Origin of the sequence: Pseudoalteromonas sp. BSi20429 (genome assembly GCF_000238895.1) — a bacterium.
GTDB classification, from domain to species: domain Bacteria; phylum Pseudomonadota; class Gammaproteobacteria; order Enterobacterales; family Alteromonadaceae; genus Pseudoalteromonas; species Pseudoalteromonas arctica.
In genome coordinates, this window is the sequence record NZ_BADV01000066.1 from 74,509 (window position 1) to 92,656 (window position 18,148).

The window sequence follows — 18,148 nt, forward strand, 5'->3', positions numbered from 1 at the left end:
TATTGAGGTTGGGGAGAGCAACTCTCCCCATTTAGTTATGCATAATAATAAAAACCATTACCAAGTATTATTACTTACGCTTTCTCTGTTTTTAATGCCCGCATCTTATGCCGCTGAAGAGTTGGAGATTGACGGCCTACTACTTGATAGGAGTATTAGCCGCTTTGGTCATCAGTTCTATTTTGAGTTTTCTAATTACTGGCGAGATCTCCCTTCAACTGCAGGTTTTAACATTGAAATTAAAGAGACGGTCATTCCAAAAGCAGGCACAAAGCTGTCGTTAATAATGAATAACCAACTTGTTTACGCAACTTACTTAGGTAGACGACTAGAGCCTTTAAATGAGCGTGTGGAGCAGGCTGTTTATACAGTGATAGATGCAATGGCTCGCGAAAACATGGCAGTGTCAACACCCGATATGGCTAAAGATGGATGGTAAAATGAAAAATATAGCCCTTATAATAATAACAACATTAAGCTTTTCAGCAGCAGCAACTGAAATAATTTACACCCCAATTAACCCAAGCTTTGGTGGTAACCCACTCAATGCAAATATGCTGTTGAGTAAAGCCCAAGCTCAAAACAAGCATAAAGCACCGGTAGTAGAAAAAGGTTACGCTGAACAATTTCAAGAAACTCTAGAGCGCACCTATTTAAATCGTATGGTAAGAGAAATTACCGATATGGCATTTGGTGAGGACATAGAAGATAGCCTTTTCAATCAAGACTCCATATTTATGAGTGGCGATTATCAAATTGAAGTTATAACCAGCACAACCGATTCTATTACAGTAAGAATAACAAATATAATTGATGACACCGTGGTGATCATTGAAGTACCGAGGTTTGGATAATGTATAAACTACTAATAACAATAATATTAATAGGATTGAGCGGTTGTGCGAGCCTAGGGAATTTAATTCCACCATCGCAACAAAAAGCAGTTAGTTTAGAACCAACCGAATTATTCGCAGATCTGAAAAACTTACCTAAACCTGTTGGCAGTATTCCGGTATCTGTTTACTCATTTAGAGATCAAACAGGTCAATATAAGCCACAAACTAACGTTAGCTCATTTTCGACTGCCGTTACTCAAGGTGCTAACTCAATACTCATACAAGCATTACATGAATCTGATTGGTTTACGCCGGTAGAGCGTGAAGGTTTACAAAACATTTTAACTGAGCGAAAAATTATTCGTGCGGGCCAAGCCGATAATCCTAACCAAGCTGATTTACCTCCGCTAACAACCGCAAAAATCATTTTAGAGGGCGGTATCATAAGCTACGACACTAATGTAAAAACAGGTGGTTTGGGTATGGAATACTTTGGTATAGGCGCATCAGAGCTTTACCGCGAAGATGCTATTTCAATATACTTACGCGCTGTTGATGTTCGTACAGGACAAGTACTACTAAGTGTAGCCACCAGCAAAAAAGTACTTAGCCAAGAAATGCGTGCAGGCTTTTTTAGATACGTAAGCTACAAACGACTAGCAGAAGCAGAAGCAGGCTTTAGCGACAATGAACCTATGAGTATTTGTGTTACCCAAGCAATAGAAAAAGCACTCACAGATCTCATAACAAAAGGTATTGATAAAGGCTTATGGGCTAAAAAATCAGCATAAACTGACTTCCTAAATTAACTAAAGGCTACATATTGTAGCCTTTATAAGTTGTGTGGTTAGTGATTTGAAAGTACTTCGCTAACCCAACCCTTATAAAAATCTAGAGGATAACGTTTTTACTTAAATAGCGTCTTAATGGCTTTACTCTTATTTAGCCATTGGCAGCAAAACAGATATATAGCGCTGCGCCCAATTAGCAAGCTCCACCCTGTTGCGTGAGTTAGTTTTTTTAAACGCACTGTATAAATGTGTTTTTACAGTGTGGTCGCTAATGTTAAGTTTATCAGCGATTGTATTGTTACTCGCACCCTGTGCAATTAAATGAATAACAGACTTTTCTCGTTTAGTTAAATGATCGTAATCGTCCTGCTTTAATTCAATGTCGTCGTGTAAGCTATTAAACGACGATGCCACGGCTAAAATATCGTTAAAAGCTTTTGAAATCACTTTACGCGTAAACCAAAGCTCGCCAGTATTAACACGAAGTAACCCTTTAAAAATATCTTCTGGTGGATCAGACTTATAAAAAACACCATTAAAATGGTTAAGCAATAAGTTTTGCTCGCACACATCTTCTTTATCAACATTAAAAATGACAACGCTATAGTGTTTAGCTAAACAAATAAGGTCAGTCGGAATAAGGTCTTGCCATTTGCTTTTAGCACCATCGATTAAAAACAAATCATAATTTGTGCGCTGCTCAGCTTTAGGAATAACCTCGTCCATTTTAATATCACCAAACAAAGCTTGTAGTGTTCTTAAAATAGCGGTGTAGTTGTGTGAATGAAAAGATGATTGAAACGTTGTTTTTACAAATACCGAGTTTTTATGGGGCATAAATTTCGTCCTTGAAACATTTACACTACATTACCTAAATCAAATACAACTTACAATGGGATTTTGATATTAAAGTACTGTTATTCTTTCTCATCCTAAAATAGATAAAAATCAATTAAATCAATGCAAAACCTTCATCAATTTTATTTTTAAAATTGCTTTTATAAGATAAATAACAGATCGGATTAGTGGCTTAATAACTTATAAAGCCTTAAATATGCATTAGCCTAAACTAACTTTAGGATCAATTATTCTATACTCGCTTTTAGTTTATTTAGCGCATCAACCGAAAAACCTCGATCATAAAAATATAAAATTTCGCCGCTGCTATTTATGAGTACTACACGTGAGTTATTTGGGCTTTGATTACCTGTAAACTTTTGAACTGTTTCACCATCTTTATAAATAGTGATTACCCCACCCCATAATTCTTTAGGGATGCCTTTGCGCATACCGCTGTCTATAAATGTGCTAAACATACGTGGTGCCATGCCGGCAATGGTTGGTAGTTCGTATGTAGGGAGCGTTACACCCGCCATATCTAAACCAATTAACCAACGGTCTATATCAAACTGACTATCTTGCTTGTACCCAATGAGCAGCAGTGTTTTATCTGCTTTAAAATCGCTGGGTATAGTCACCATGCTTTGCTCTAAACTTTCGCCGATAATGCTTGGGAACTGTTTACCTGTTAATTGCTGGTTTGGATACTGTGTTGTACATGCACTAAGTAGTAAAAATGCAAAAGCACTTAATGTTAATTTGATCATAATAAACCTAATATTTATAAATTTCATAATGATACGTTTAGTATGGCAGCTGAGATCTAAAAATGCTGATTAGTTATATAATTTTTAAATTTAGACGCCGTCATGGGCTTACCATACTTCCAACCCTGCCCATAATGCACACCCGCCATTTTTAAAATCGCTTCTTGCTCAGTGGTTTCAATCCCTTCTGCCACACAGGTATAATTAAACTTATGCACAAGTTCCATAATATTTGGGATCATAGAGGCTTTTAAGCCCTCAGTTGCTATATCTTGAACAAACGTACGATCAATTTTAAGTTGATGAAAGCTCAAATTTTGTAAGTTTCTTAAATTCGAATAACCCGTACCAAAGTCATCTAATGATAAGTTAAATCCCGATTCAACTAAGGTTCTAAAATGAGCATGCGCAATGCTTGTATCAAGGTATTCGTCTTCAGTTATCTCTAAACAAATAATAAAGCGTGAGTTGGTAAGCTCTGTAATTTGCGGCAGTAACGACACATTACCCAGCTCTACATCACACGGAAATATATTAAGCGACACTTTAAAGCCTTCTGGCAATAACTCTATAGAGGTTAACTCTTTTATTGTGGTAGCAATCATTGCCTCAGTAAAAGTCCAAGTTAAATTATTTTTTCTAATAACCGGAATAAACTCATCTGGAAATAAAGCACCGTACTTATCTTCAAAACGTGCAAGTACCTCGCAACCAATCAGCTTGCCACTTTGCAAACAAATAATGGGCTGGTAAGTCCAATAAAATGATCCCTTTTTGAGCCCTTTACGAATACGTTGATTGGTAGAGCGGCGTGCAGCAATCCTCGCATCAACTATTAACGCACTCGATATGCCCGCTAAACAGGTTAAAATTAACGAAATTATTAATAATAAGTGATTATTAGAAAAAAACAGACTCCAAGGCAAGTGCACTACTACACAATATTGACTACTTGTAGAACTGCAAACTGAGTTAGTTTCGTAAGGAAAGAAAACGCTGTTTTTTACCTGCTGGTACAGCCCCTCTTTACCTGCTAAATGATGCAAAGTATTTGGTGTTTTATAAATAACTTCCCAATCTGGCGCAGTAATTCCGATGTTGGTAAAGGGCGTGCTCTGCATAATTAAATTATAGTCCCCTTGTCTGACTATAATTACCTCCATAGGGCGCTCACTAAATAATAATAGATAAAGCTCTGGCTCAAAACGAACCCTCACCTGTTCATCATCTCGAATAAAGTCAGGCTGTTTGTCGTTAATTGGTTTACTTAATAAGCCTGCGCCAGTAGTACAAACTAGCTGGTTATCTTTAAAAAAGCCTATATCAATTACATATTTTGCGTCAAATAAAGCGCGGCGCATCTCAAGAAGAGTTGTATTATCACACTGTTTAAACGCAAGCCTATTTAATGGGGTAAGAATTCGACGCCTCTCTGCAATTGCACCTTCTACATGACCGAGAATATATTCAGCATCATACTTTGTTTGTGCTGTTAACTGCTGCGCTGCAAAATTGAGCAAGATAAAACAGCCAGTTACAAAAACTAACCCTCCGGTTAAAATGGCTATAATAGATTTTTGTTGGTACTTTTTCATAGCATCTCGAAGTTGTTAATTTATATCACTACTTTATTAGATGATTGCATAAGTCGCATTAAATTCAAACAGATAGATTCAAGAATTATTGAATGAATTTTGAACCAATTGAGTAATTTTAGCACTTACCGTTAAATGCTGATTACTTTCAAAGTGAATCCCATCACCGGCTGTTACATTAATAAATGTATTAAAATCAATAAAAGTACATTTATTATTAGCCGCAACGCTTTTAAATGCACTAGAGAGCTCTGTTGCTTTTGTATCTGCACCTTCGTAAATACGCGAATACTGCTCGGTGATTCTTATTTTAGGTGGGCTAGCAATAATAATTTTAGGAGATTTTAAAGTACTACCTTGCTGATAATAAATATGTATTGAGTTAATTAAATCATTTAAGCCACCTGCTATTAAACTAGGTGTTAAATTAAAACGTTTTTTAAGATCGTTTGTACCAAGGGCAATAATAATAAAGGCGAGCTCATGCTTATCCAAATAAGGCTTTAGATAACTAACACCATTAAGCACGCCATCAAACGGTGGATTATGCACTAACGTGCGGTTAGGCTGCCCTGCCTCTATTACGTTAAAGCCACACCCTAAGTTTTTATTTAATAACGATGTCCAACGGGTATTTTCATCAAAGCGTTTTCCCGTTACAGGGTTTAAACCCCACGTATTAGAATCACCAAAGCAGAGAATATTTTTTGTCATGTTAATTATTAAAATGGATTGAGTGTATAACCCTGCTGTTGCAGCTGGGCATGTGCTGTCATCGCCGAAAGTGACATTTGCACACCTCCAATTAGTTGTTCTGGTGCTACTTTATAATGCGTAGCCGATTGCCCACATACATAAACCACGGTGTTATTGGCCAACAATTGCTTTATTAAACTTTGATTTTTGTTATCTGCTTTAAAACGTTCTTTATATTCACTATTAGCCAATACATCAACGCTAGCACTACCATGTACCACTAACGCTAATTGAATATTATCTGGCTTTACACCGTGTGCTACATGCATATTAATAAAACGTGCAAGTGAGTTTATTGAATTGTTCTGCTCACCTTTTTTAGCGCCATCACCAACATCAAAGGCTATTTTAAATACCGTAGAGTCACTTATCTGAACATGCTCCGGGACACTATAAAAGTAACCAAAGTCTTTAATAAGGTTTTCACCCGCTTGCGAAAATGGGCTTATAAGTAAAAGTAATAATAGGTATTTCATAAACAATCCTGTGTTTTAAATAAGTTAATCTATTTATAAAACTAACAGAAGCAAAGAAAAAAGGGCAGCTTATCATGCTGCCGATTGAGTGTTTTTATGATGGTGGTTAATAAACTGCATACCTAAATAGCTAAATGTTCGTTTAAACATTTCTACAAAAATATCAGGCGCTTCAAGCGATGATGCGTTTGATAACAACGAAAAATCTTTATTACGTAAAGTCCGTAACTTCGGCTTCAAGGTTTCGTCATCCATGTAATCTGTGATCCTATCTATAAAAGACTTCATTTGTACCGTAGTGTTATACCAATAAACAGGAGACGCGAACACCCAATGGTCGTACTTTAAAACCACTTCAAATAGCGCGTAAAAGTCATCATTTTTATAGTTTTTGTCATAACAATACGGCGCAATTTTATAATCATCCAGACAAATTACGCGCACATCATTTTGCTCGGCAAAGCTATTAACATGGGCTGTGGTATTGCCGTTTTTTCGTGCGCTTGAATAAATAATAACAGTATTACGCTCAAGTTTTTGTTGCATTTAGTTAGCTCCTTTTTTAATGTGGTAGAAGCTTAAAACCTCAAGTTATATTGAGGTCAAATGAAGGATTAAAATAATGCCAGTAGGACAAAAAAAATTAACCGAAGCTAACCTAACCGTTGGCTATGTAGCGAAAAGAAGTGGTGTAAAAGTATCTACTCTTCACTTTTACGAAACTAAGTTTTTAATTAAGAGCTGGCGAAATAATGGTAATCAGCGACGCTATAAACCTGATGTATTACGACGTGTAGCTGTAATAAAAGCAGCTCAAGCGATGGGAATTACGCTCGATGAGATTAAAAACACCTTAGCTACCCTACCCGACAACCGCACACCAACAAAACAAGACTGGTCAGCACTTTCAAAACATTGGCAAGCGCAACTTGATGAGCGAATTGCGCATATGCAACGCCTGCGCGACAAAGTAGACGGTTGTATAGGATGTGGTTGCTTATCACTTAAAAGTTGCCCAATTTACAATAAAGATGATCATTTAGGCGAAAATAAAAGCGGCGCTGTGCTTTTAAATACATAGTCTTTGCCTGTGTAAAAAGTTCTCCACTTTTGTATAACAAAAATAAATCCCCCTCTTAGGCGTTGGGCCAACAGCGCCTTAAATATAAAGGCTAACTACGCCTCATTATTGAGTTATTAAAGAAGGTTTTTTTAGTCCGTTTATTGGTAATACGTTACTTTGCTAACAAAATAGCCTCAGGTACTACAAAAACTCTCTATTCATTAATATAGAGTCATGAAGTTTCTTGTTTAGTTGGATCGCTAGATGATTTAAAAAACAATTTAAAATTTAGGGGAAGGGCTATACTCGAATGGTTTCTTTAATATATGTAAAAAGTATATTCAATGTAGGTAGGAGCATTGCTAACTGGTTAATTTTTAAGTATTCTTGTGCGCCTAAAAAGGAAGTAAATATTCAAGGAACAAACTGTTGGAACCAACTAATCACACCCCTGAAAACAATACAAAACCACCTGTAGTTACTCAAAAATTTTCGCAAGCCCTTAAAACGGTCGATCACAAAGAACTAAAAAGTACTGGTTTTTGGCTAAATCAATTTTTTATGGTTATTTCTACTATATTCGGCGTGTATTTAGCTGCTCAAAGCGGCTTAGAACAAGCGCTTAAATTTGACTCATTTAGTAAAATGGAAGATAACTACTATTTGCGCACCTCCTTATTTGACGAAGTTGCTGATAATGCAAACAGTATGGAAGAGTATGCTAATTTACTTGCAAAAAGCCCATCAATAAAAGAAATTGAGTATTTTAAACCAACACTCGAAAAGTACATTTGGCAAACGATGCAGTACTCTCCAACTACACTCGAAACCCCAAGTGAATTATTAACGCAAATACGTCGATTTTACTCAAGAGCTAAATTTTTAATAGACGCTGTAGCTAATAAAAGGATTTCCGCTAGACAAGCAGCTGAAGAATTAAAAGAGATTACTAATTTAATTAAAACTCAAACACTCCCTGCATTAAAAAATAGCGCTAAACAATTAAAAATGGAATTACAGCAGAATGATATTTCTGTTGGTTCGTTAAAGGAACTTACAAATGCCAACTAAAAGCTGTCCACATTGTAAAGATCATCCACTAGAAGTAACCAATTATCAGGGTGAAGAAATAGATATTTGCCGTGAATGTGGTGGCTTATGGTTCGAAAAAAATGAAGTGAATCGCATGATTTCCGAGATAAATGACGGCCCAGAAGGTGATAAATTTGAAACTCACTTTGGTGAGCCATTAGGCGTTTCTGAGCTTGACTGCCCTGATTGTAAAAAAAGTTTAGAACGTTTTCACTTACTGGAAGCTTTTCATACCGAAATTGATGTTTGTAGACACTGCGATGGCACCTGGATTGATAAAGACGAACTTGAAAGTGTTGAAAAAAGCCCTGAAATAAAGGTGAGTTTAGGCGAGCTAAACCAAAAAGTGAGTTGGAAAACCTACTTGTTTCAATTTTTAACGCAAATGCCTGTTGAATATAATATTAAGCCACAAAAGACTCCTTGGGTAACTCGCGGTCTTATTGTTTTAAATACATTGATTTTTGCACTTTATTTTTTAAACCCGAGCTCATTCAGCTATGTCATTGATAACTTTGCCATGACACCTGCAGATTTAAGCAAAGGTAATGAGCTATGGACTGTATTAACTTGCGTATTTTTACATGGCTCTATAATGCATTTAGTTGGCAATATGTACTTTTTATATATAGTTGGCGATAACCTAGAAGATGTTTTAGGCCATAAACGCTTTTTGTTATGGTATTTAGCCTGTGGACTACTCGCATCGTTTGCAAGCTACATTGTAAGCCCAATGTCTACAATTCCAGGCGTGGGTGCAAGTGGCGCTATAGCCGGTTTATTTGGCATGTATTTAATGTGGTTCAGACACGCAAGCCTTACTTTTATGTTTATAATTTATCAGAAGAAACTTTCTGCGGTATGGTTCTTCGCTATTTGGTTAGGATTTAACATTTTTGGTGCAGTAACAGGCCCCGATGGCATTGATTATGGTGCGCATATTGGTGGCTTTATAGCTGGATTAATTATTGGTTATATTTTAAAAAGTAAAATATTAGAGCAAAACCCTATTATTCGTCTGCTAAATCAAAAAGAAGCGCAACTTAAACGTTAATTAATTTAATAAAGTCATCAATAATAAATTGGTGACTTTATTAAATCTCACTACATAAACTTATAACTTACAGCGAGTATATACGGTAAAAAAATGTCCTGTGTTTTTAATCGGTATATCGTATGTTATTGGCTCTTCAGTAAGCTCGCACTCTAAATTACTTAAGTTATCAGCAAATAAGCCTTGATGCTCTGTAAAAAGAGTATTTAGAACCCATAAAACTGAATCATCAGTATTTTTATTTTTTATATGAATACTTTGCATTAAAGAGCTATTAAAAAACATGTTTGAAGGCTTTGAACTGCGTATTTTTTTATTATTAAAATAGAAGTAACCATTGCTGTCACTTATAGCTTCATCAACATAAGTATCGCCATAAATTAGCTCTCTTGTCACTGTAACGCCTTGTTGAGGCTCACCATTGCTTAATAATCTGCCTTTAATAGACAACGACAACGTAACGTCTTGCTTGTTAAAAAAGCCAAACATATCTGCATATCCTTGCATTGGTATTAATAAAAATAGAATAAGTGTTAACGTCACGCCTGCTGTTCTTGTCTTGATCATAAAAATCCCTCTTGTATTTGTATTTTTAGCCTAACAACAAAAGCCAACTTGTAACATATTTTAAATCGCTATTCCTAGGATTATGCCTATATAGATTTAGCTAATTTACTGGCGATATTAAAAATAACTACAATAATAAAGTCTAAATATTTATACATTGCTATAAGCGAGGTAAGCTGACCTTAAAGTATTAGAAGTAATAAATATAAGATGTCATATTGTCAATTAACTAAAATACACAAACCGTTTAACATTCTTCGTAGAATTAATTGAAGATTATTTTTTAGACTGCGAGCCGCCTAAGTACTTATAATTAAGCATATACTCCTTTAACAAACTCAAACTATGTATAGCTCAAGCTCAAACTTCCTTTAAGTTATAAAGCAGCTTTTGTAATGCGCTTAAGGTATGCCCATAAACAGCTGTAGCGCTAAACGCTTTGCTTTGTATTTCCAGGTTAGTTTTTCGATACGCTCAGGCTCACCCTTAAAATGCAGCCAAGGCTTAATTATTTCTTCGTTAGGTGTCGCTCTGATCCAATTAAAATGAGCAGCCTCTTTATTAAACGTTTGCCAAATTTCGGCTTGTTGAGCAAGTGAAAAGTCGGTCCAAAATTTATTAGGTCTGTCATTTTTTTTATCAAATTCAGCGGTGAGTTCATCAAGGTGTCGGTAGTTTTCATACTCAGGTACATCAGGAAGTGGTTGGCTGTTGTCCATAAAACGCACTACACGCTCCCAATATAAATAACAGTTCATTGGGTTATTTGAGTTATCTGGCACTTGCACAACAATTTTAGTGTCAGGGTATTTATTCTCATCAACATGGCTTATATAGGGTACAAATCCCATTACACCCGGGCGTGTTGCAACCATATCTAAATGGCATACAATATCAGCCCATTTAAAACAACAATTACCCTGCTCATCACGCGCTTCGCAACCAGGGATAGGATAAGTAAAGCCTACTAGCTGCTTTTTTCTGTCAAAATATATTTGCTTTTTAGGGAGGTAACTCTCTGTTATTGGCAATAAATTAAGAAAAAACAGGTTCCAAGAAAAAGTAAGTGCAGGCACCCACCAATGATAAGGTTCATCCGAGTATGTCATCACAATACAAGATAAGAAGAATATAAAGCTCAGAACACCACCAATAGCCATAGGACCAAAAAGCAAAGCTCTAGCAGGACTATTCCCGCACATTTCTATTTTATATCGCTCTGGATGTTTTTGTATTGCTTTTTGCTTTCTTGCAGGTAAATCATATAAATAGCATAAACCTTTGAATTTTTTCTTGAGGCTATTTAATCGCTCAGGGTAAAAAAAGCAATTAAAACGCGTTTTTTTAGGCATGGTATCAACAGCTAGGTAATCATTATTTTGCATTACTTTCCTTATGCAATTACTAAATCAGAAGAGGCATTTTCAATTGGCTTTTCAAACGCATCAAAATCTATCGGTAAGGTTAAATTTTCGTTGTATATAAGTGTTGATTTTATTTCAACATCAAACACACTGATACTAGGTGATTCAATTTCAAACTCATAAACTGCAGCATTTAGGCTAAGGCTATTATCATCAAATTCACATAAATATTCTTTAGTACCTTCAATCCACCCTGCTTCTTTGTAAACATCCAATGTTGTTGGATGTCGCCAAGAGTATTTTACATCTAATAGCAACTCGGACTTACCAACAATAAACATTGGTAAATCTACTTTCACCGTATAATAACTGCGATTATCAAAAAAAGTAGGCGTATTAATAGTCACTTTGGGCGAAAATAAAACACTTTGAATATATTTAAAGTATTGGTTTGGATCTGAGAAAGTATTGTAAATAGCCCCCTCTTCACCTGCAAATACACCACGCTTATTCTTGGCAAATGAAAATTAAACTAGACAGCCACTTTAATTGAACAAATAAAACTGTGCCATAAAATCTACTTTTTAGGTTAAAAACTTACCTTTCCTTATCTATTTCTTTTATTTAATTCATTAAATAAAACATTACCGCTGTTAAACCTAAATTACATGCACGAAAATAACTGCATGATGCAGTTGTGATTTATTATTAAATAGTTTGACTGAGCAGTTTAAGTTTATGCGAGTAGTTTTTCACAGTTACTGATGTTCGCTCGCCGTTTTCTGTTTAAATTTTCACAGTAACCGGCTTGTGAGGATGGTCTCCCAACTGCACCATGAAATACACGTGTAAATTGGGTTGTGAGTTTTAACCAGTTTTCTGGCGATATATTCACTCTTTCTAGTAAAGGCAAATGTGTACTTTCAATATACCCTCGCTTATCTTCTCGTATACAACGTCCTGTTAATTCAACAAGTTCAAGGTACGATTTAAGCTCAAACGGGAGTCCTTTTGGCATGATTTTACGTGACATGCCTGCAAAGCGGAGCAGTTTTTTTGGTTGTTTACCCTCTTTTGCGTATGTTAAGCGTACTTGAGCGCTGGTATGGTCTGACTCTTCTGGAGTGTTAGCCATTTTAGCTCTAATTGGGTTTAAATCGACATACGCCATACAGGCGGCAAGGGATGCTTCATCTAGTAATGCTTGTGACGTAAAACGTCCTTCCCAAAATCTACCTGTACAGTTATCTTCTTTATTTGCTCTGCGAGCAATGCTTTCATTTAATAACCGCATAAACCAACTTATGCTGGATAACCTTTCTCGGTATTGCTGTACTGTTTGATTAAAAAATATGAGTTCTATTTTGCTTAGCTTTTCGCCCTGGATGTATTTTTGTGTAATCAATGTACCTTTACAAAGCTTATGCCAACGAATAACAATGGCTTTGTCATTCAGTCTATTGGCTTTTTTATCATCAACATACAGTACTAAATGTGTATGATTACTCATTACGGCATAAGCACACACATCAATACAAAATACCTTCGCTAATTCAAGTAGCTTATCTTCAACCCAGCCTCGTCGATGTTCGTAAGACTTACCTGTAAAGTGGTCTTCACCACACAGAAAGGCACGTCGAACACACCGTGAAATACAATGATAATATTTCGTATCAACCAAACTTACTTGACGCTTTCTTGCAATAGCCACAAGCCACCTGCCTATTTATTGTACTTGCTAAAATTTAGTCACTAAATTAAAAAAGCGCAAATTTAGGATGGATGTCTAGTTTATTTCTTTACTTATATTAAAATATTTATTAAAGGTTGTTTTTTAGCCAGCGGGCCACCTAAGTAATTATAAATAGACATATTATTCCTATACCGCCCTCGCATTAGAGTATGTAGGGTTACCCTTTATTTTTCTTAATCACAAAAGTAAAATATTGAGCTCGTAAGCACGTTTTATATTTTTCTCTAATAACTCAGGGTCATCACTAAAGGGAGCAATAACATAATTAACCTCATCCATCGGGTATTTTTTTTCACCATCAATATCCGTATGAAAAACATATTTATAGTTATTTTTTATCTCGGGATCGAGGGGGTAATTATCCATAAAGGGGCCAATTTTATCGCCCTTCCAAACCATGCTATATCCCTTATCTAGATAGTATTGAACTGAAGGTAACATTGCGTAAGGGATAGGTTTATTTTTATCCATAAATTCATTCAATAGCGTCCATAGATTACATGCATCGTCATAGCCATCAGCAAATGCGACTATATACTGGCAATCCCTTTTACCATGTTTAGAATACTTTTTTGGAATCAAGCTATCTACAGGCATACCCGAGCCTAAACTAAATCCTAATGAACCTCGGTACAGTTCAACTTCATCAAAAGGGATCACAAGTTCAGGGTTACCACCAAATGCAGGGAAATTCACATTGCCGGTTTTTCGGTCAAAAACGACGGAGCTGGCTCTGGGAATGTTTGCTTTTTGATGGTAAATGAATGTAATAATTAATAATAAAACTTGCCCTAGAATAAACAAAGGGTGAAAAAGAAATGAGTCTAAGAAGTGTTGTAAACTTTTTGCTTTAAATAACCCAAGTATTTGCATTACTGTCAAAATCCCAAAAAATGTTAACATCAATGCTACAGTAGCTTTTTGGAAAATATCCCTCATACTTCCCATTAGTAATAGCCCGTAATAACGGCCATCTGCCCCCAGTTCATCTTTTACTCCTAAAAGATTGTTATAGTCGACTTCCACTTTTCGGTAATACTTTCCCATGTCAGTTGGTTTTTTAGGGGGGCGCAATTCCGATACTTGTTCGGTATTTATCATTTAAAACCCTAACTCATTTTTTAGTGAATAATTTAATAGTGATAAATTCACTTCGGTTGTTAGCCATTTATTTGGCTCTTCAAGTTCACCGTACTCATCGCGTTTTGATGTTGGCAATATAAACTTATTATCTTCAAAGGCTGTGCTAACTGATGCGCCCTTACCTTTTGGATATGTTTTCACCCTCGTACAACTAAACTAGACATATATGTCGTTTGTTTCGCATTTAATATCTTAATTCTCTTGAAGCTGACTTCTTAGTTTATTTATATAGTTATTTAATGCTTCTGGGTCTTTAGCAATTACAAAATTGTCATTCTCAAGTGTTTCGATTTCGTAACCAGTGGCATCAATAATTTTAGAATCCACATAAACATCTATCATATCACTAAAATATGACTTCCAATTTGTTGAAAATTGAGACGCTATTTGTATACAACCATATATTAGTACAAAGCTAACTGATGCTATTGGCCCTGGGTATAATTGCCAAAACTCGGATAAGCTCATATCACCTTGAATATATAATTGGTCAGGTCCAATAAAAATAGTTAAAACGGAGGCTATGAAAATACAACCGAATACAATAGCAAGCATCGACCAGAATTTTTCCTTTGGATTTGACTTTACACTTGCATGATAAATAGCTGTAAAGCCTTGAATGGCAAACACTGCCGGAAGCGCATCAAGATCAATGCGCATTTTATTAGCTTCTATATTATTATCTTCCATATTAATTGATTCCTTTAAAAATTTTCAAATATAGTTTTGGTTAGTGGTACTTAGCTTCTTAAATAAAAATTTTCACTAATATAGTGAATGGCCTAAATTAAGTAATAAAAGATTCTAAAATTTATTTAATACACATGTGGACAGTTCACTTAGGTACATAAAAAAACAATGTACTCCATATAAAATTATCTTTTTAAATAAATTACTCAGGGTATCCCACACGTTAATTGCATAAATAAACGTTTTGCTTTGTATTTCCAATTAAGTGTTTGTTTTCGCTCGGGCTCAGGCGTCCACCGTAACCATGGTTTGGTGATTTCAGGTTGTGGCTCGTCGCTGTACCAATCTATTTTGTATGCCTCAGCATAGAGCTCATCATAAATTTCTGTTTGTTGTGCAAAGCTCATGTCACGCCAGTAAACCTCAGGGCGATTGTTGTGCTTATCAAACTCAGCGGTAATTGAATCTAGGTGCCTGTAACCCTCATATTCAGGTATATCAGGTAATGGCTTTGTTTTATCCATAAAGCGTACTAATCGTTCCCAAAACAGTAAACAATAAATTGGGTTTTGTGCTAACTCTGTCACTACAATCGTCATTTTTGTTTGTGGGTATTTATCTATATCTTTATGGGAGAGTCTTGGAAAAAATGCTCGCGAGCCCGACTGCGATGTACTTTCGTTTATTAATGAGCACTGCATATCTCGCCAATCAAAGCAGCAATTACCAAATTCATCGCGCTCGTCACAACCAGGAATATCAAAGGTGTAACCGACTTTACCTGTTTGACGATCAAAATACGCTAACTTAGGAGGCGCCATCCTATCCCAGAGTGGTTGGAGATTTAAAAATATAAGGTTCCCTATAAGCACCAAGGATAATAGAGTCAGCGGGTAAGGCTCTGAGCCAAATGGAATCCACCATAATGTAAATAACCCTATAAAAGAACTACCTGTGAACCCTAAAAACATGGGACCAAAGATAAGTGCTCTCATGGGATCATTACCGCATGAATGGACTTGAAAGCGATGAGGGTTACTACTAAAAACTGATTTATCATCATATAACCAATTAGCTAATAAGCATAACCCATTGAACATTTTCCGCAGATACAGCGTATCGCCTTCTTCATAGAATTGATTAAAAATTGTTTTTTTATGTAATGGGCCACCTAAGTAATTATAAATAGACATATTATTCCTTTAGCAAACTAAAACTATGTATAGCTCAAGCTCAGATTTCCTTTAAGTTATAAAGCGGCTTTTATAAACACTTAAGGTATTCACATAAACAACTACTGCGCTAAGCTATTGCTCATTGTTAGTTTTAGCTAAATTAATTCCATATGTTTTACGGTATAGCAACGACAAAAGGGAAAGTAATGTAATTAAAATAAACCACGTTATATTTGAATTTAAAAAAGCGCCTTTAATAAAAGAAGCTGATATGAAACTCAGTGTATTAAAATCTATTTCACCTTTAATATAAAGACTTAAGAAAGGAAATAAAATCATAATAATTAAAGAAAATAAGATTAAAAAACTGACCAAAAAGAATGATAAGAGTTCTTTCTCAGCAGCCCCCCCAGTAAATGTGCCTGTTTTATCTAATGTTTTTAAATAATTTCGAAAATAAAAAAAACGTTCACTTTGGCTCTTTTCTTTTTTATCTTTTGTCTGTTTTAAATTAAAAAAATGTAACAAGGACAAAATCACTCCACACTCAATCAAGTAATAAAAAACATAAGGGTAATCACCATTGATAACTATAAAAAAATTAGACAAAACAAAATAGACACAGAGGTTAAATTTATCCGCCGTTTTTAATACTAAAAAAAACACTATAGACATTACCAGTGGTAATAAAAAAAACGAATCCCAAGGTACTAAACTCGAACATGCTCCAGCTAATGTACTGCATATATTATTATCGTATGTAGTACTATTAAAACTTAAAACGGGTCTTGAGTTTAATGAATTATAACTCAATAAAAACTCGACAAAAAAACTCATAAGCATTGCGAGTGATAAATTTTTAAATGCAAAGCGATTCATAAAAATCCTTTTAAAGTACCTTAAACAATAAAAGCGCTATTGTTTAAGGTTGGTTTTAATAAAGTAAAGCTACTATTTATGCTCAACGCTGTTTTTTACATCACCAAACTTCATGTCTGTTTACTTGGCAGTCATCCGGGTCTAAATAAGGTTTTAGCTCCTCAGGAAAAGCGTGTTTTTCCGTTATATCTTTATCAATTTTGAAGTAATGCTCTATCGATTGGTACAAATGCGTGCCAAGTGGGATTGATGTATCCATAAAGGTCATGGCTGTGGCATATTCCAGTGAATCCCATTCACGATTAAAACCACCCACATAAAAAGTAGGCTTGGTGAAGCGATAATGTTTAGGGTATTTTAACGGCACCATAAGAGACACAAACACACGTGAACCACCACGGGCTGAACCGACATTACGCTCATTTGCACCATAGCAAACAATGTCTTCGTAAGGTAAGTAAAACGGTTTTCTGAATAATGTATGCGGAGTTTTTACAAGCCCGGTATGACGATTAAAATAAAAATTATCTCGGTGCGCTAATATGGCCCGGTGTTTCAGCATATAAAAACCAACAATAAACATAGGTGCATATATAGCAAATGGGACCCACCGATAATCCTCCCACACAAAACCAATAACACCCAAATCAACGAAAAAAAACAGAACTGCAGCGACCATTAACAAGAAGCTTAGAGCAGTAAATAAATTTGACCACCCTCCAAACCATGAAATAGCCAACTGCTTACCATCGCTCTCTACCCAATGCCCCTCAAGTGTTGAGCCACGGTTAGGCGACTTGAGCTCTGCTGCATATTCATCAGTAAAACGCTTACTTTTAAACGTGCGTGTTTTAAACCCGCAGCCATTGAGTGCTTCGGCTTTTTTTAATCGCGTTTCATAACTGTCTACATGTAAGTAGTTTCTTGGCAGTTGCTCTTCGTAGGTTTGTCTATCCCTACGGTATTTAATTTTATTTTCAGACCTTATGCTTATTTCTGCCATTTTCTCAGGGTTATTTTTTCTAAACTCTTCAATGCGCACTACAGCTTCTTCGTCTAAAGCCAGTTGCTTTATGGTTTTGTCTTTTGCTCTTGTAGGGTCCCGATTTGGGTTTTCAGCGCACCACTGGTTAATTGCGTTAATACGGTTTTCTCTTTTTATTTTTTCTCTTTCTTCATGGGTTAAACCGTCTTCTTGTTCAGCAATATAGCGCTCAAGATCCTCGTCACTAATAAGGCTATCAAGTAAGTCATCCAGTTTGCTTGATTTATCCAAGCCTTTATCACCACTACTCATCATTAGTCCT

The 18,148-nt window shown here is 35.7% G+C and carries 22 protein-coding genes; 6 read left to right on the forward strand and 16 right to left on the reverse strand.

Translation table 11 applies throughout. The features are described 5' to 3' along the window. Window positions 1-37 precede the first annotated feature (37 nt). The 3 genes from P20429_RS07320 to P20429_RS07310 are packed head-to-tail and all read left to right on the forward strand — an operon-like array spanning window position 38 to window position 1,627. Window positions 38-439 carry a curli production assembly/transport protein CsgE gene (locus P20429_RS07320; RefSeq protein WP_007584407.1) on the forward strand — a complete coding sequence of 134 codons (402 nt, stop codon included), beginning with the start codon at window positions 38-40 and terminating at the stop codon, window positions 437-439. Then, window positions 429-854 (forward strand): curli assembly protein CsgF, encoded by a 426-nt coding sequence (locus tag P20429_RS07315; RefSeq protein WP_007584408.1) that lies wholly within the window; start codon window positions 429-431, stop codon window positions 852-854. Before P20429_RS07320 ends, P20429_RS07315 begins: the two co-directional genes overlap by 11 nt. After that, window positions 854-1,627: a CsgG/HfaB family protein gene (locus P20429_RS07310; protein WP_007584410.1), complete on the forward strand. Its 774-nt coding sequence runs from the start codon at window positions 854-856 to the stop codon at window positions 1,625-1,627. Before P20429_RS07315 ends, P20429_RS07310 begins: the two co-directional genes overlap by 1 nt. A gap of 147 nt (window positions 1,628-1,774) precedes the next feature. Here the strand turns inward: P20429_RS07310 and P20429_RS07305 are convergent, their stop codons facing one another. From P20429_RS07305 to P20429_RS07280, 6 genes are all read right to left on the reverse strand, one after another. Beyond that, window positions 1,775-2,464, reverse strand: a complete 690-nt coding sequence (locus tag P20429_RS07305) for a response regulator transcription factor (protein WP_007584415.1) — start codon at window positions 2,462-2,464, stop codon at window positions 1,775-1,777. A 248-nt stretch (window positions 2,465-2,712) separates the two neighbouring features. Continuing rightward, on the reverse strand, window positions 2,713-3,234 hold the full coding sequence (locus P20429_RS07300; protein WP_007584417.1) for a hypothetical protein: 522 nt from the start codon (window positions 3,232-3,234) through the stop codon (window positions 2,713-2,715). A 56-nt stretch (window positions 3,235-3,290) separates the two neighbouring features. Continuing rightward, entirely contained in the window at window positions 3,291-4,829 is a 1,539-nt protein-coding gene (locus P20429_RS07295; RefSeq protein WP_007584420.1) for an EAL domain-containing protein, read from the reverse strand. Window positions 4,830-4,907: 78 nt separating this feature from the next. Further along, a complete protein-coding gene (locus tag P20429_RS07290; RefSeq protein ID WP_007584423.1) occupies window positions 4,908-5,543 on the reverse strand; it encodes an SGNH/GDSL hydrolase family protein in 636 nt (211 codons plus the stop codon). 8 nt (window positions 5,544-5,551) lie between these two features. Next, window positions 5,552-6,061, reverse strand: coding sequence for a DsrE family protein (locus tag P20429_RS07285; protein ID WP_007584424.1), 510 nt, complete (start codon window positions 6,059-6,061; stop codon window positions 5,552-5,554). A 72-nt stretch (window positions 6,062-6,133) separates the two neighbouring features. Beyond that, window positions 6,134-6,607, reverse strand: a complete 474-nt coding sequence (locus tag P20429_RS07280; protein ID WP_007584426.1) for a flavodoxin family protein — start codon at window positions 6,605-6,607, stop codon at window positions 6,134-6,136. A gap of 76 nt (window positions 6,608-6,683) precedes the next feature. Here P20429_RS07280 and soxR point away from each other — a divergent pair, with 76 nt between their 5' ends. The 3 genes from soxR (at window position 6,684) to P20429_RS07265 (ending at window position 9,270) form a co-directional block, all read left to right on the forward strand. Continuing rightward, window positions 6,684-7,142, forward strand: coding sequence for a redox-sensitive transcriptional activator SoxR (gene soxR, locus P20429_RS07275; RefSeq protein ID WP_007584428.1), 459 nt, complete (start codon window positions 6,684-6,686; stop codon window positions 7,140-7,142). Between the two features lie 411 nt (window positions 7,143-7,553). Further along, a complete protein-coding gene (locus tag P20429_RS07270; protein WP_007584429.1) occupies window positions 7,554-8,195 on the forward strand; it encodes a hypothetical protein in 642 nt (213 codons plus the stop codon). Beyond that, window positions 8,185-9,270: a rhomboid family intramembrane serine protease gene (locus P20429_RS07265; RefSeq protein ID WP_007584430.1), complete on the forward strand. Its 1,086-nt coding sequence runs from the start codon at window positions 8,185-8,187 to the stop codon at window positions 9,268-9,270. Before P20429_RS07270 ends, P20429_RS07265 begins: the two co-directional genes overlap by 11 nt. Before the next feature lie 60 nt (window positions 9,271-9,330). Here P20429_RS07265 and P20429_RS07260 read toward each other — a convergent pair whose 3' ends face one another. The 10 genes from P20429_RS07260 to P20429_RS19705 form a co-directional block, all read right to left on the reverse strand. Then, window positions 9,331-9,837 (reverse strand): DUF6795 domain-containing protein, encoded by a 507-nt coding sequence (locus tag P20429_RS07260; protein ID WP_024592003.1) that lies wholly within the window; start codon window positions 9,835-9,837, stop codon window positions 9,331-9,333. A 401-nt stretch (window positions 9,838-10,238) separates the two neighbouring features. Further along, window positions 10,239-11,222: a hypothetical protein gene (locus P20429_RS07255; protein WP_007584432.1), complete on the reverse strand. Its 984-nt coding sequence runs from the start codon at window positions 11,220-11,222 to the stop codon at window positions 10,239-10,241. An 8-nt stretch (window positions 11,223-11,230) separates the two neighbouring features. Next, the gene (locus P20429_RS07250; RefSeq protein ID WP_237715159.1) at window positions 11,231-11,560 is read right to left on the reverse strand and encodes a hypothetical protein; all 330 of its coding nucleotides are present in this window, start codon (window positions 11,558-11,560) and stop codon (window positions 11,231-11,233) included. Window positions 11,561-11,937: 377 nt separating this feature from the next. Further along, a complete protein-coding gene (locus P20429_RS07245; RefSeq protein WP_007584437.1) occupies window positions 11,938-12,912 on the reverse strand; it encodes a transposase in 975 nt (324 codons plus the stop codon). Window positions 12,913-13,131: 219 nt separating this feature from the next. Continuing rightward, window positions 13,132-14,055 carry a hypothetical protein gene (locus tag P20429_RS07240; RefSeq protein WP_007584438.1) on the reverse strand — a complete coding sequence of 308 codons (924 nt, stop codon included), beginning with the start codon at window positions 14,053-14,055 and terminating at the stop codon, window positions 13,132-13,134. Further along, window positions 14,056-14,238: a hypothetical protein gene (locus P20429_RS07235; RefSeq protein WP_007584439.1), complete on the reverse strand. Its 183-nt coding sequence runs from the start codon at window positions 14,236-14,238 to the stop codon at window positions 14,056-14,058. Window positions 14,239-14,289: 51 nt separating this feature from the next. After that, a complete protein-coding gene (locus P20429_RS07230) occupies window positions 14,290-14,787 on the reverse strand; it encodes a hypothetical protein (protein ID WP_007584441.1) in 498 nt (165 codons plus the stop codon). A gap of 206 nt (window positions 14,788-14,993) precedes the next feature. Continuing rightward, window positions 14,994-15,608, reverse strand: a complete 615-nt coding sequence (locus P20429_RS20885) for a hypothetical protein (RefSeq protein WP_007584443.1) — start codon at window positions 15,606-15,608, stop codon at window positions 14,994-14,996. A 486-nt stretch (window positions 15,609-16,094) separates the two neighbouring features. Further along, a complete protein-coding gene (locus P20429_RS07225) occupies window positions 16,095-16,841 on the reverse strand; it encodes a hypothetical protein (protein WP_007584445.1) in 747 nt (248 codons plus the stop codon). A 100-nt stretch (window positions 16,842-16,941) separates the two neighbouring features. Further along, window positions 16,942-18,141: a dolichyl-diphosphooligosaccharide--protein glycosyltransferase subunit 2 gene (locus P20429_RS19705; protein WP_237715160.1), complete on the reverse strand. Its 1,200-nt coding sequence runs from the start codon at window positions 18,139-18,141 to the stop codon at window positions 16,942-16,944. Window positions 18,142-18,148 lie beyond the last annotated feature (7 nt).